Source organism: Xanthobacter sp. YC-JY1, assembly GCF_021730305.1.
Lineage (GTDB): Bacteria > Pseudomonadota > Alphaproteobacteria > Rhizobiales > Xanthobacteraceae > Xanthobacter > Xanthobacter flavus.
The window spans coordinates 2009751-2023110 of record NZ_CP032674.1 but is presented as its reverse complement, the minus strand read 5'-3'; the positions used below and the strand labels follow the sequence as shown (position 1 = coordinate 2023110).

The 13360-nt window shown below is 67.6% G+C and carries 13 protein-coding genes and 1 riboswitch; of the genes, 8 read left to right on the top strand and 5 right to left on the bottom strand.

Annotated elements, in window-relative coordinates; all coding sequences use genetic code 11:
• The first annotated feature begins 161 nt into the window (after nt 1–161).
• A complete protein-coding gene (locus tag D7006_RS09485; protein WP_169121199.1) occupies nt 162–479 on the top strand; it encodes a hypothetical protein in 318 nt (105 codons plus the stop codon).
• Between the two features lie 202 nt (nt 480–681).
• A complete protein-coding gene (locus tag D7006_RS09480) occupies nt 682–1413 on the top strand; it encodes a carbonic anhydrase (protein ID WP_229644885.1) in 732 nt (243 codons plus the stop codon).
• 63 nt (nt 1414–1476) lie between these two features.
• Here D7006_RS09480 and D7006_RS09475 read toward each other — a convergent pair whose 3' ends face one another.
• Nucleotides 1477–2031: a CreA family protein gene (locus D7006_RS09475; RefSeq protein ID WP_024279558.1), complete on the bottom strand. Its 555-nt coding sequence runs from the start codon at nt 2029–2031 to the stop codon at nt 1477–1479.
• A 203-nt stretch (nt 2032–2234) separates the two neighbouring features.
• Between D7006_RS09475 and D7006_RS09470 the strand changes: the two genes are divergently transcribed.
• Both D7006_RS09470 and D7006_RS09465 read left to right on the top strand, forming a co-directional pair.
• Entirely contained in the window at nt 2235–3323 is a 1089-nt protein-coding gene (locus tag D7006_RS09470) for a TRAP transporter substrate-binding protein (protein ID WP_229646999.1), read from the top strand.
• A 232-nt stretch (nt 3324–3555) separates the two neighbouring features.
• Nucleotides 3556–4665: a DUF2865 domain-containing protein gene (locus tag D7006_RS09465; protein ID WP_237356398.1), complete on the top strand. Its 1110-nt coding sequence runs from the start codon at nt 3556–3558 to the stop codon at nt 4663–4665.
• Nucleotides 4666–4837: 172 nt separating this feature from the next.
• On the opposite strand, the gene serB is transcribed toward D7006_RS09465, so the two are convergent.
• Nucleotides 4838–5737 (bottom strand): phosphoserine phosphatase SerB, encoded by a 900-nt coding sequence (gene serB / locus D7006_RS09460; protein WP_229643853.1) that lies wholly within the window; start codon nt 5735–5737, stop codon nt 4838–4840.
• Here serB and miaA point away from each other — a divergent pair.
• The gene (miaA, locus tag D7006_RS09455) at nt 5736–6677 is read left to right on the top strand and encodes a tRNA (adenosine(37)-N6)-dimethylallyltransferase MiaA (RefSeq protein WP_237356397.1); all 942 of its coding nucleotides are present in this window, start codon (nt 5736–5738) and stop codon (nt 6675–6677) included. The two genes, serB and miaA, sit on opposite strands and share 2 nt — an antisense overlap.
• Nucleotides 6678–6768: 91 nt before the next feature.
• On the opposite strand, the gene D7006_RS09450 is transcribed toward miaA, so the two are convergent.
• Both D7006_RS09450 and thiC read right to left on the bottom strand, forming a co-directional pair.
• A complete protein-coding gene (locus D7006_RS09450) occupies nt 6769–7791 on the bottom strand; it encodes a DUF4268 domain-containing protein (protein WP_237356396.1) in 1023 nt (340 codons plus the stop codon).
• A gap of 161 nt (nt 7792–7952) precedes the next feature.
• Nucleotides 7953–9827 (bottom strand): phosphomethylpyrimidine synthase ThiC, encoded by a 1875-nt coding sequence (thiC, locus tag D7006_RS09445; protein WP_169121205.1) that lies wholly within the window; start codon nt 9825–9827, stop codon nt 7953–7955.
• 81 nt (nt 9828–9908) lie between these two features.
• Nucleotides 9909–10042: riboswitch (TPP riboswitch) on the bottom strand.
• 153 nt (nt 10043–10195) lie between these two features.
• On the opposite strand from thiC, the gene bioB reads away from it, so the two are divergent.
• Entirely contained in the window at nt 10196–11167 is a 972-nt protein-coding gene (gene bioB, locus D7006_RS09440; RefSeq protein ID WP_169121206.1) for a biotin synthase BioB, read from the top strand.
• A 52-nt stretch (nt 11168–11219) separates the two neighbouring features.
• Here the strand turns inward: bioB and D7006_RS09435 are convergent, their stop codons facing one another.
• Entirely contained in the window at nt 11220–11501 is a 282-nt protein-coding gene (locus D7006_RS09435; RefSeq protein WP_237356395.1) for a hypothetical protein, read from the bottom strand.
• Nucleotides 11502–11793: 292 nt separating this feature from the next.
• Here D7006_RS09435 and D7006_RS09430 point away from each other — a divergent pair, with 292 nt between their 5' ends.
• Both D7006_RS09430 and D7006_RS09425 read left to right on the top strand, forming a co-directional pair.
• Complete coding sequence (locus D7006_RS09430) at nt 11794–12588, top strand: thymidylate synthase (protein ID WP_169121208.1); 795 nt, start codon at nt 11794–11796, stop codon at nt 12586–12588.
• Nucleotides 12589–12615: 27 nt separating this feature from the next.
• The gene (locus D7006_RS09425; protein WP_237356394.1) at nt 12616–13215 is read left to right on the top strand and encodes an alpha/beta fold hydrolase; all 600 of its coding nucleotides are present in this window, start codon (nt 12616–12618) and stop codon (nt 13213–13215) included.
• The last annotated feature ends 145 nt before the right edge of the window (nt 13216–13360 follow it).

Below are 13360 nucleotides of genomic sequence, written 5' to 3'. Positions count from 1 at the left end.
ATATCGTTATCTTCCCCAGCTTGACCTGCCCCTTCGTGAGCGTCTATCCCCGGCTGAGTTGCGCCGGGCGGGGGTCGGGGCGCATCCGATGATCCCGCCCGTGACCCGAAAGCGCGCCGCCGCATTCGGGACGCGCCTGTAAAAGAGGTGCCGACCTGTCCATGCCGCTGATCCGAACCCTCGCCGCCGTCGCCGTGGCGAGCCTGTCGCTGATGGCGCCGGCCATGGCGGAGACGCGCATCTTCCTCATCGACAATTCCGACGGCTCCAGCATCGATTCCTGCCTCGCCTCCGGCGCGCCGTGCGGGCAGAAGGTGGCGGAAGCCTGGTGCCGCACCCACGCCTACAGCCAGGTCATCGATTTCGGCCGCGTGACGGCGCACGCCTCCGCCTTCACCCCCTCCAGCGTCGCCCCACCTGCAGCGACCTGCACCGGCCCGCTCTGCCCGGAAACGGTGGCCATCACCTGCTCGCGCTAGCCCGGCTCCGGCGGGCCGTCCCGGCCGCCGCGCCGAAGGCGAAAATGGCGATTTAAGGCAAAGCTTTAGGTCAGCGATTTGTGATCGCCGGGTACGGTCCATCGCTCCCGGATCAGCTATGTTCGGCCCTGACCTGCCCCTGCGACACGCTGCGGGCGGGTCCAAACATGCCTGAACCACCGTTACCGGGAGAGGATCGCCCATGTGCGAGACGTGCTCATCACCATCCATCGGACGCCGACGCCTCCTCGCCGGCGGGCTGGCGGGTGGACTGGCCCTTGCGGCCGCGCCGCTGTTCGCCGCCTCCGCCTTCGCCCAGACCAGCGGTGGATATGGCACGGCGACCCCGGTCACGCCAGACGAGGCCATGAAGCGCCTGGTGGACGGCAATGCCCGCTACGTGGCCGGCACGCCCCAGCAGGCGGACTATTCCGCCGGCCGCCTGAAGCGCGCGACGGGACAGCAGCCGTTCGCGGCCATCGTCGCCTGCTCGGATTCGCGAGTGGTGCCGGAACTGGTGTTCGACCAGGGGCCGGGCGAACTGTTCATCGTGCGCGTGGCCGGAAACTTCATCGATGAAAACGGCCTGGCGAGCCTGGAATTCGCCACCGCGGTGCTCGGCGTGAAGCTGATCCTCGTGCTCGGCCATGCCTCGTGCGGCGCGGTGCAGGCGACCATCACGTCCATCAAGGACAACACCCTGCCGCCCGGCCACCTGCCGAGCCTCGTCAACGCCATCCGCCCGGCCGTCTATGAGGCCATGCGGAGCAATCCGTCCGATCTCCTCGCCGCCGCCAGCGACCAGAACGTGAAGCTGAACGCCAAGCTGGCGCAGACCGCAGGGCCGATCCTCTCCGAGCGGGCGGCCGCCGGTCAGCTGAAGTCGGCCGCCGCCATGTACGACATCGGCACGGGCAAGGTGACCTTCCTCTGAGTACCGCGCCGCGCGTCCGGGCGGAGGGATCACCGGCCCGGGCGCGCGGCGTTCATCCTGCCGCTACTTCAGGAAATCCGCGCACTTCGGCACGTCGGTATTGCCGCCCCACGGCATGATCGGGACGGTGGAGGTGGAGTTCTTCGGGCTGCCGTCGATCAGCTTGTCGGAATAGACGAGATAGACGAGCACGTTCCGTTTGGTGTCGCAGCCGCGGACGATCTGCATCTTCTTGAAGAAGAAGGAGCGGCTCTCGCGGAACACCACGTCGCCCTGCTCGAACTTCGACTTGAACGAGATCGGCCCCACCTGGCGGCAGGCGAGCGAGATGTCGGAGACTTCCTCCGCGAGGCCCACCATACCCTTCACGCCGCCCTTCTCGGGGGTCGTGTAGTGGCAGGCGACGCCCTCCACCACCGGGTCGTCGATGCCGTAGACGGCGAGCTTGTCGTCGGGGGTCAGGAACTTCCAGACCGTGGACTTGCGGAAGATGAGGTTGGGCTCCTGCGCCAGCGCCGGCCCGCCCGCGAGCGCCGCGACGCCGAGCGCGCCGGCCAGCGCGAGGCGCCCGAGACGGCGGGTGAGGCTGGGACGGGTGGTCGAGAAAGCGTGCGTCATGGAACTCCCCGGAAAGCTGCCACAGGCAGGCCATCGACATATGGGATGCCCCGCCCGCAGCGGAAGAGCCGCGCAATATCGCCGTGCCGGCGACCGACGACATTGACGGCTGCCGCGCCGCGTGACACCCCTTTCGCCCCATCGCAAGGTTTCGCCCTACCCCATAGAGCCCGATCAACGGCCCGAGGAGCACATCCATGGAGATCAAGCGCCGCCATTTCATTGGCGCGTCCGCCACCGCGCTCGCCACCGGCGCGGTTGCCGCCCCCGCTCTCGCGCAGACCCAGCCCGAGGTGAAGTGGCGGCTCACCTCCTCCTTCCCGCGCTCCCTCGACACCATCTTCGGCACCGCGCAGATCTTCGCCAAGTATGTGGCCGAGGCCACCGACGGCCGCTTCCAGATCCAGACCTTCCCGGCGGGCGAGCTGGTGCCCGGCCTGCAGGCGCTCGATGCGGTCTCCACCGGCTCGGTGGAGTGCGCCCAGACCGCCACCTATTTCTATACCGGCAAGGACACCGCGCTGGCCTTCGGCACCGGCGTGCCGTTCGGCTTCAACTCGCGCCAGCAGCATTCCTGGTGGTTCTTCGGCGGCGGCGAGCAGATCATCAACGGCGTGCTCGCCAAGTACAACGTCACCTCCATGCCGCTCGGCAATTCCGGCTGCCAGATGGGCGGCTTCTTCCGCAAGGAGCTGGCCGGCGTCGACGATCTCAAGGGCCTGAAGTTCCGCATCGGCGGCATCGGCGGGCAGGTGCTGGCGAAGCTCGGCGTGGTGCCGCAGCAGATCGCCCCCAGCGACGTCTATCCGGCGCTGGAGCGCGGCTCCATCGACGCGGCGGAGTTCGTCGGCCCTTATGACGACGAGAAGCTCGGCCTCGTGAAGGTGGCCAAGTATTACTACTATCCCGGCTGGTGGGAGGGCGGCGCCATGCTGCACCTCGTCATCAACAGCGCCCAGTGGAACGCGCTGCCGAAGCATTACCAAGCCATCGTCCGCAACGCCGCCGAGGCGGCCAACAACTGGATGCTGGCGAAGTACGATTCGGTGAACCCTCCGGCGCTGCGCCGGCTGGTGCAGCAGGGCGTGGAGCTGAAGCCCTTCCCGCAGTCCATCATGGAAGCGGGCTACAAGGCGGCCTTCGAGCTCTACAACGAGCTGGCCGCCACCAACCCGGCCTTCAAGCAGGCGTTCGATTCCATGAACGCCATCCGTGCCGACCAATTGGTGTGGTGGCAGATCGCCGAATATGCCTTCGACAGCTTCAACATCCGCTCGCGCGGCCGCGGCTGAGCGGGCCGGAACGCAACCGGGCCGGCCCCTCACCTTCCGGAGAGGGGCCACAGTTTCGTCACCATTGTCCCCCGCTGTCGGTCTATAGAGGGGCGCCGGATCGGCACGGCGCCAGTGGAGAGAAGAGCTGAGGATGGAGTCCGCGCGAGGGATCGGCGCCATTCGGATGGCCCGGATTGCAGCCCGTGGGAAGGCTGTGCGAGGGGCTGCGCGCCGTCTGGCGCTGGGCCTCATGGTCGCCCTCACCACCGCGGGCACCGCGCTGGCGCAGGCCGGCAGCCCCACCTGCCAGCAGCTCGAAGGCTCGCTGATGGCCCTCGACCGCAGCGCCGGCGGCGTCGCCAACCAGCAGGCGCAGGCCGCCAAGCTCCGCGGCGATCTCGACCGTCTGTCCGCCCAGGCGCGCGGCATGGGCTGCGATGCGCCGCGCGGCTTCCTCATCTTCCAGGGCCCGCCCCGTCCGCCCCAGTGCGACCAGATCGACGATCAGGTCTCGCGCCTCAGGTCGCAGATCGCCGGGCTGGAGCGCGGCGGCGCCGACAATGGCGGCCAGCGCCGGGCGCTCATCATCGCCCTTGCCCAGAACAATTGCGGCCCGCAATACACCGCCGCCGTCCAGGCCGCCCGCCGCGCCGCCGAGCCGGCCAAGCCGAAGAACTTCTTCGAGGCCATCTTCGGCTCCCAGCAGCCGCAGAGCGAGGAAACCTCGCCGGACCTCGACCTGATGCCGCTGGAGCAGCCGAAGACCTATTCCTCGCGCACCGTGTGCGTGCGGACCTGCGACGGCTACTTCTTCCCCATGGCGAGCTCGACCAATTCCACCCGCTACGCGCAGGACGACCAGCTCTGCAAGCGGCTGTGCCCGGGCTCGGATGCGCAGCTCTTCACTTATAGCGGCGACATCAAGTCGGCGGTGAGCATCTCCGGCCAGTCCTACATGTCGCTGCCCAACGCCCTGCGCTACCGCAAGGAGCTGGTGCCCTCCTGCACGTGCAAACCGGCCGGCCAGTCCTGGGCGCAGGCCCTCGCCGGGCTTGAGGACGAGACCACCCTGCGCAAGGGCGACATCCTGGTGACCGAGGAACAGGCGCGCGAAATGTCCGCGCCCCGCCCCGCCGAGACGCCCAAGGGCGGCAAGGCGGCCGCGAAGCCACCGGCGGGCAGCACCGCTGCGGCCGAAGCTGCGGCGGGTGGTCCCGTCGCCGCCACCGTCGCCGCGCCGCTCGCGCCCGCCTCCGAGCAGCCGGGTCAGCGCAAGGTGCGCATCATCCCGCTGCCGCGCTCGCAGAACGCCCAGAATCAGCAGGGCGCCGCCGCTGCCGGCCAGGGCACCGCGCAGTAAAGCAAGGCGCGGGAGTCTGACCCGCCTTCAGCGCGCGTCATCGCCCGGCTTATCCGGGCGATCCACCCTTGCGCCTGCGCGCTCCACGATCATTCGACCCGGCCCGCCCGTGGATCGCCCGGACAAGCCGGGCGATGACAGTCCCCTCCTTACCGAGTGAGCGGGCAAGCCCTCAGGCGACGCGGAACTCGCTGCGGCTGTAGCCCTGCATGTAGAGCAGCGCCGTGAGGTCGCCGTGGTCGATGCGGGCATGGGCGGCCGCCGCCACCGCCGGCTTGGCATGATAGGCGACGCCGAGGCCCGCCTCTCCCAGCATGGCGAGATCGTTGGCGCCGTCGCCCACGGCCATGGTCTCGGACGGGGCAAGGTGCAGCCGGTCGCGCAGTTCCACCAGCGTCGCGAGCTTGGCGTCGCGCCCGAGGATGGGCTCGGCCACCGCGCCCAGCAGCGTGCCGTCTTCCACCAGCAGTTCGTTGGCGCGGTTCTCGTCGAAGCCGATGCGCGCGGCGATCTCCTGCGTGAACAGGGTGAAGCCCCCGGAGACGAGGGCGGCATAGGCGCCGTTGGCCTTCATGGTGCCCACCAGCTCCGGCCCGCCGGGGGTGAGGGTGATGCGCTCGCGCAGCACATCGCCCACCACGCTCGCCGAAAGGCCGCGCAACAGCGCCACGCGCTCGCGCAAAGCCGGCTCGAAGGCGATCTCGCCGCGCATGGCGCGCTCGGTGATGGCGGAGACGTGCGCCTTCAGGCCCACGAGGTCGGCCAGTTCGTCGATGCACTCCTGCCCGATCATGGTCGAATCCATGTCGGCGAGGAACAGGCGCTTGCGCCGGCCGGTCTCAAGCTGCACCACCACGTCGATGGGGGCGTCCCCGAGCGCGCCGCGCACCGCGTCCGCCAGCGCGCCCGCATCGGCCGCAAGCTCGGGCGCGAAATGGATGTCCACGGCCACGCCGTCTTCCAGCACCACCGGGTCCTGCGCCTGCGGCAGCACCGCGAGCGCGGCATGGATTGCCTCATAGGTCAAAGCCGGGGCAGATGGGTTTGAAATCAGCGTCGCGACGTAGGCCATGGAATTTTCGAAGCTCGAAGGGGGAAAACCGTTGGCAGTGCTCATCGCAGGTCCGACCGCCAGCGGCAAGTCGGCGCTCGCGCTGAGCATCGCCGAGCGGACGGGCGGCATCGTCCTCAATGCAGATTCCATGCAAGTCTACGGCGATCTGTCCGTACTCACGGCGCGGCCGACCGTCGCGGAAATGGCCGAGGTGCCCCACGGCCTCTACGGCCATGTGGATGCCGACACGGACTATTCCGTCGGCCGCTGGCTGGAGGACGCCAAGCGCGCCCTCGCCGCGGCGCGTGCGGCCGGGCGCCTGCCGGTGTTCGTGGGCGGCACGGGGCTTTATTTCCGCGCATTGACGCAGGGACTTGCCGAAATTCCCGCCATTCCCGAAGCCGTGCGCGCCGAGGTGCGCGGCGCGGCCGAGGCGCTGGACAGCCCTTCCCTCCACGCCCGCCTCGCCGCGCGCGATCCCGAGAGCGCCGCGCGGCTGAAGGTAAACGACCGCCAGCGTGTGCTGCGCGCGCTGGAAGTGATCCACGCCACCGGCCGCTCGCTGACCGATTGGCATCGGGATGCGCAGCCGCCGGTGCTGGACGCGGCGCGCTGCGCGAAGATCGTGCTGGAGGTGGACCGCGACCTGCTGCGCCAGCGCATCGACGTGCGCTTCGAGGCGATGATGGCCGCCGGGGCGCTGGAGGAGGTGCGCGCCCTCGCCGCCCGCAACCTCGCCCCCGACCGCACGGTGCTGAAGGCCCACGGCGCGCCGGCCCTCACGCGCTATCTGAAAGGCGAGATGTCCCTCGCCGACGCCATCGCCGAGGGCCAGAGCGACACCCGCCGCTACGCCAAGCGCCAAGCCACCTTCTTCTGCCACCAGATGCCCGACTGGGCGCGCGCAACGCCGGAGCAGGCGCTGGGGGTGGTGATGGGGAGGTGGCGACATTTATAGAACGCAAGACACGTGGCCGGCACAGCCACAAACTAGAGTCCAATTGGGGTATTGAAATCCAAGGCTTGCGCGAAGCATACCAAGATGTCTTCTAGATAATATCCTCGTGCTCGGAGATTTCGGCTTTTGCGCCGTTGCTCAAATCCGGCGCCGGCATTGCCAAAAGCCTGGGCGAGAAGGTGCGTTTGAACCTCACCATTTGGGCCATCATCCACGCGTGTTGCCGCGGCCATTCTTCCGGATCTGACGGGTCCTCTCCCGTTTTGAAGAGTGCGATGCGTGTCGCCTTCTTTCCGTCAAGCCTCTGCCACTCGAGCGGCGTGCCAATCTCCGCCTCAATTTCGGGCTTCTGGGCCAAAAGCCGGTCAAAGATCCCCTTGGTGACATCGCCGTGGTTGTAAAGCTCCACTCCGATCCGCTTGTAGCGCTCCACGCTAATCGTGGCTGAAATGACGGACCCGCTCCGCCCAGTGGGGAATTCAAACCAATGGTCCTTGCATGCGCGGCGAATACGGAACTCCGAATTATTGGCTTGAAGGTATTCTGAAAAAGCCGCCCAATACGCCATCCTCTGCTGATGGCGGGTCGCTAGCTCGCCGCCTTCTCCCTCGGCCGACCGAACTCGTACCGTGCGGCTCCAGATGTTCGGCTTGGCCACGACATTGAACCACGGCGCGGGCTCGGAACTTCCGATGCGCAGGACCTCAACCTCAACGGCGAAGAAGGCATATTCGTCATCGGTGTTGGCGTTGAGCCAGTCGATGACCGCACGGTGCTCCTCGTTGAACCGCTCGGCGATCCACACGACCGTCACCGGCCCCTGCTGCCCCGCCAGATAGGTCATGATCTGTCCGAGATGACCATGGTCGGTCTTCCCGAATTGGTTCTCGATGACGATCGTGCCGCCGTCCTGCTCGCGCGCGACAATATCGACCCGAAAGCGTCCGACCGGGTCTTCCCGACGAACGTCGATCAGTTCCTCAATGCCGAGGATATCGCAGAGCAGCTTCAGATTATCGGATTGAGCAAGCCAAGGGGTAAAATCGTGAGCCTCACTCTTCCAGACGTCCGAAATACTGACGGTCGTCAGGCGACCGAGGTTGACAATAGGCATATGAGGCCAGCTCCCTATGGTGCCTGAATATGGCACTCACCGAGCGGTACCCACAAGGCCAAGCTGTCGTATGGAAAGGGGGCCTGGGCTATTGTATCGGCATCCCCTTGCCACAGCCTATCGCCCTCCGGTCAAGCCGGAGGGCGACGCTCAGATGCCCCTCACTCCGCCGCGGCGGGCGGCGGGGGGGCGACTTCGGGGGCCGGTGTGTAGATCAGGCCGCCGCCGTCGCGGAACTTCTGGGCCATTTCGGCCATGCCCGCGGAGGCGAGGTTGTCGGCCTGGGCGCGGGCGATGTCGCCGGCTTCCAGCTTCAGCTCCTGCGAGATCTTCATGGAGCAGAACTTCGGCCCGCACATGGAGCAGAAGTGCGCCACCTTGGCCCCCTCGGCGGGGAGCGTCTCGTCGTGGAAGCGCTCGGCCGTCTCCGGGTCAAGCGAGAGCGCGAACTGGTCGCGCCAGCGGAAGGTGAAGCGGGCCCGGGAGAGCGCATCGTCGCGGATGCGCGCGGCCGGGTGGCCCTTGGCGAGATCGGCCGCGTGGGCGGCGATCTTGTAGGAGATGACGCCGGCCTTCACGTCGTCACGGTCCGGCAGGCCGAGGTGCTCCTTCGGCGTGACGTAGCAGAGCATCGCCGTGCCGAACCAGCCGATCATCGCCGCGCCGATGGCGGAGGAGATGTGGTCGTAGCCGGGGGAGATGTCCGTCACCAGCGGGCCGAGGGTGTAGAACGGCGCCTCGTGGCAGACCTTGAGCTGCTTCTCCACATTCTCGCGGATGAGGTGCAGCGGCACATGGCCGGGGCCCTCGATCATCACCTGGCAGTCGTATTTCCAGGCGATCTCGGTAAGCTGGCCGAGCGTCTCCAGCTCCGCAAACTGGGCGGCGTCGTTGGCGTCCGCGATGGAGCCGGGGCGCAGGCCGTCGCCGAGGGAGAAGGCCACGTCATACTGGGCGAGGATCTCGCACAGCTCTTCGAAATGCTCGTAGAGGAAGCTCTCCTTGTGATGCGCGAGGCACCACTTGGCCATGATCGAGCCGCCGCGCGAGACGATGCCGGTGACGCGGTTGGCGGTGAGCGGCACGAAGGGCAGGCGCACGCCGGCGTGCACCGTCATGTAGTCCACGCCCTGCTCGGCCTGCTCGATCACCGTGTCGCGGAAGATCTCCCAGGTCAGGTCCTCGGCGACGCCGTTGACCTTCTCCAGCGCCTGGTAGAGCGGCACGGTGCCGATGGGCACCGGCGAGTTGCGCATGATCCATTCGCGGATGGTGTGGATGTTCTTGCCCGTGGACAGGTCCATCACCGTGTCGGCGCCCCAGCGGGTGGCCCACACCAGCTTGTCCACTTCTTCCGCCACGCCCGAGGTCACGGCCGAATTGCCGATATTGGCGTTGATCTTCACCAGGAAGTTCCGGCCGATGGCCATCGGCTCGGTTTCGGGGTGGTTGATGTTGTTGGGGATGATGGCGCGGCCGCGCGCCACTTCCTGCCGCACGAATTCCGGCGTGATGTCGGAGGGGATCGCCGCGCCGAGGCCCATGGCCTGATGGTGCGGATGGGCGCCGCCATTCACCTTGGCGAGGTTCTCGCGGGCGGCGACATATTCCATCTCCGGCGTGATGATGCCGGCGCGCGCATAGGCCATCTGGGTCGGGCGCTTGCCCGCCTTGGCGCGCAGCGGCTTGCGGCCGGAAAGATCGAACTGCGGCAGGGTGGAGGACTGGCCCTCCTTCAGGCCGTTATCCTCGGGGCGGACGGCGCGGGCCTCCACCTCTTCCACGTCGCCGCGCTCGCGAATCCACTGGGCGCGCAGCTGCGGCAGGCCCTTGGTGAGGTCGATCACGGCATCGAGGTCGGTATAGGGGCCGGAGGTGTCGTACACCTTCACCGGCGGCTCAGACGGGTCGGTCAGCGAAATCTCGCGCATGGCGACGCGCACGTCCGGCCGGGTGGCGGAGACGAACACCTTGCGCGAATGGGGCAGCGGCCCGGTGGTGACTTTCAGGGAGGACGTCGAGGCTTCGTCCAGCATTGCGGATCTCCGTTCAGCTTGCGCTTTCAACGAGACCCGGGGTGTAGAGCTAGGAGACGGGTGCGGGGCGACGCTGAGCGCCGGGAGCACAAGTTCCGATCCCTTCGCCGGTATGACCCGGATCAGGTTCGAAGGGTCATCGCGGCGCCGCGGAAGGATAACTTCCGCGAACTTGCGATATCTCAGCCCCTTCCGGGGCCCCCCTTGGAACGGGGACACTGTGATGTATACGAAAGCCCAATGTCAACGCTGCACTGCAGCGAACGCATAGGTCAAGTCACCCATTTGGGAAGGCCGGCGGTATTGGAACGCGCCGCAAACACGACTAGACCGGCCCTCCCACATCGCGCGGAAGCAGGAGCATGGGCATGGCCAAGACTGAGGACGGCACGATCCGCCACGACTGGAGCGTTGACGAGATCGCGGCGCTCATGGACCTGCCATTGCTGGAGCTGGTGGGCCGGGCCAATGCCGTCCACCGTGCCAATCACGACCCCAACGAGGTCCAGCGCGCGAGCCTGCTCTCCATCAAGACCGGCGGCTGCCCGGAGGATTGCGCCTATTGCTCCCAGTCCGCCCGCCATGCGGAGGTGGACCTGACGCGGGAGAAGTTTCTCGATCCAGCCTCCGTCGTCGCCCTCGCCGAGCAGGCGCAGGCCAACGGCGCCGAGCGCTTCTGCATGGGCGCGGCGTGGCGGCGGGTGAAGGAAGGGCGCGAGTTCGACGCCGTGCTGGAGATGGTGCGCGGCGTGCGCGGCCTCGGCATGGAAGCCTGCGTCACGCTCGGCATGCTGGAGCCGCATCAGGCCCAGCGCCTCGCCGAGGCGGGGCTCACCGCCTACAATCACAATCTCGATACGGGTCCGGATTTCTACGGCGAGATCGTCACCACCCGCACCTATGCGGACCGGATCGACACCCTCACCTCCGTGCGCGCGGCGGGCATCGAACTGTGCTCCGGCGGCATCATCGGCATGGGCGAGACCATGCGCGACCGCGCCGCGATGCTGCAGGTGCTGGCGGGGTTCGATCCGCATCCCGAAAGCGTGCCGGTGAATGCGCTGGTGGCGGTGGAAGGCACCCCCCTCGCCGATCGCCCGCCGGTGGACCCGCTGGAGATCGTGCGGATGGTGGCCACCGCCCGCCTCGTCATGCCCGCCTCGCGGGTGCGCCTCTCTGCCGGACGCGCCGCCCTGAGCCGCGAGGCGCAGATCCTGTGCTTCCTCGCGGGGGCGAATTCGGTGTTTTACGGGGACACGCTGCTCACCACCCCCAATGCCGGCCTCGGCGCGGATGCCGCGCTGTTCGACGCCATCGGCGGCGCCGGCGTGCGGGGGTAGGCGGAAAGACGCAAACGCCCTCTCCCTTCGGCGGGAGAGGGGAAATCCTTGTTCAGGCCGCGAGTTCGGTCGGGTGCAGGCGCACCCGCTCGTGACCGCGCGAATGGGCGCGCTCACCCTTCACGGTGTGCTCGTCCTTGCAGGGGCGCTGCTGGGCCTTGAGCTGGCGCAGCACCTCGTCGAGCCGGGTGAGGGCATCGCTGGCGGCGTGCTCCTCGCGGCTCGAACCCGCCTCCCAGGCGGCTTCGTTGCGGAAGTCCTCGGCCTGGGCTTCCTGCGCCAGATAGGCGCGAACTTCCATCAGCGCGGCCTTGAGGTTGGTTTGGGAGCTCATGTGTCTTGCCCTTGATCGTCAACTTGAGCGTTCAATGCTGGTCTAATACGGCTACGTCGTGGCGAAAAAGGGGGTCTCCAAGGGTCATACGCAGCGGAAATCACTCACTTTTTCGCCATCAGCCCCCGCCATGCCACACCTGTCCCAGCGTCAGCCCTGCCATAAGACGCCGGCAACCATGTTCCCGCCCGCATGTGGACGGAGGCCGGCGGGTGCTGGCCGCGTCCGGGCGGGCGGGCTAAAGTCGGACGGCGAAAGCCTTATGGCGCTTGATCTTGGCCGGACATACCTAATGGAAGCTTACCAGCAGCTCCTGCGCCGCATTCTCGACGAGGGCGTGCGCAAGGACGACCGGACCGGCACCGGCACCCTCTCGGTGTTCGGGCACCAGATGCGATTCGATCTGGCGCGCGGCTTCCCCCTGGTGACCACCAAGAAGCTGCACCTGAAATCCATCGTCCACGAGCTTTTGTGGTTCCTCGCCGGCGACACCAACATCCGCTACCTGAAGGAAAACGGCGTCTCCATCTGGGACGAGTGGGCGGACGCCAAGGGCGATCTCGGCCCGGTCTACGGCCACCAGTGGCGCTCCTGGCCGACGCCGGAGGGCGGCGTGATCGACCAGATCGCGCAGGTGGTTTCCGACATCCGCCGCAACCCCGATTCGCGCCGCCTCATCGTCACCGCCTGGAATCCGGCTGATGTGGCGAAGATGGCCCTGCCCCCCTGCCACTGCCTGTTCCAGTTCTACGTGCTGGAGGGCAAGCTGTCCTGCCAGCTCTACCAGCGCTCGGCGGACGTGTTCCTCGGCGTGCCGTTCAACATCGCCTCCTATGCGCTGCTCACCCACATGGTGGCGCAGGTGACGGGGCTCGGCGTCGGCGATTTCGTCCATACGCTGGGCGACGCGCACCTCTATGTGAACCACCTCGATCAGGCCCGCGAGCAGCTCTCCCGCACCCCGCGCGCTTTGCCCTCCTTGCGGCTGAACCCGGCGGTGACGGACATCTTCGCCTTCCGCTACGAGGACATCGAGATCGTGGGCTACGACCCCCACCCGGCCATCAAGGCACCGGTGGCGGTCTAGGACCTTGTCCCGACCGCCAGCCAAATCATGATCGAGACGCTGTTCCTGCCCGGCGCAACGGGGGACGCCGCGTTCTGGCGGCCCGTCGCGGACCGGGCCGAATGGGACGGCACGTTCTTCTCCTGGCCCGGACTGGGCCGCCAGCCGGCCCGCGCGGACGTGAACAGCATCGACGATCTGGTCGGGCTGGTCGCGGAGCGGATGCGCGAGCCCGTGGCCATCGTCGCCCAGTCCATGGGCGGGTATATCGCACTGAAGCTGGCGCTCGCCTTCCCGCATCTCGTCAAGACGCTGGTTCTGTGCGTGACGTCCGGCGGAGTTCCGGTGGCCGACCTCGGCGGGGAAGACTGGCGGGCGGACTATTTCGGCGCCTTCCCGGACGCGGCGCGCTGGATCGCCGATCCGGTCGAGGACCTGTCCGACCGACTGTCGACGGTCCGCGCGCCGACGCTGCTGCTGTGGGGCGAAGCCGATCCCATCAGCCCGGTGGCGGTCGGGGAAAGACTCGCTAGCCTGCTCCCCGCGTCCCGCCTGTGCATCGTGCCGGGGGCGGGACATGATCTGGCGCAGACCCATGCGGCGGCGGCAGCGGACGAAATCCGGCGCCATCTGCTCGCGACTTCGTAAGCGCGCCAGACTGGAACGCAGCATCTTCGGGCTTGTCCGGGTGCCGGCTTCGTCCTTAGCTCGAACGCGGGCATGGACCTTCCCATGGGCCTTCCCTAGCGTGAGACCGTGCCCGCGGTTGGACTCAATAAGGTGCTAGCAGCCT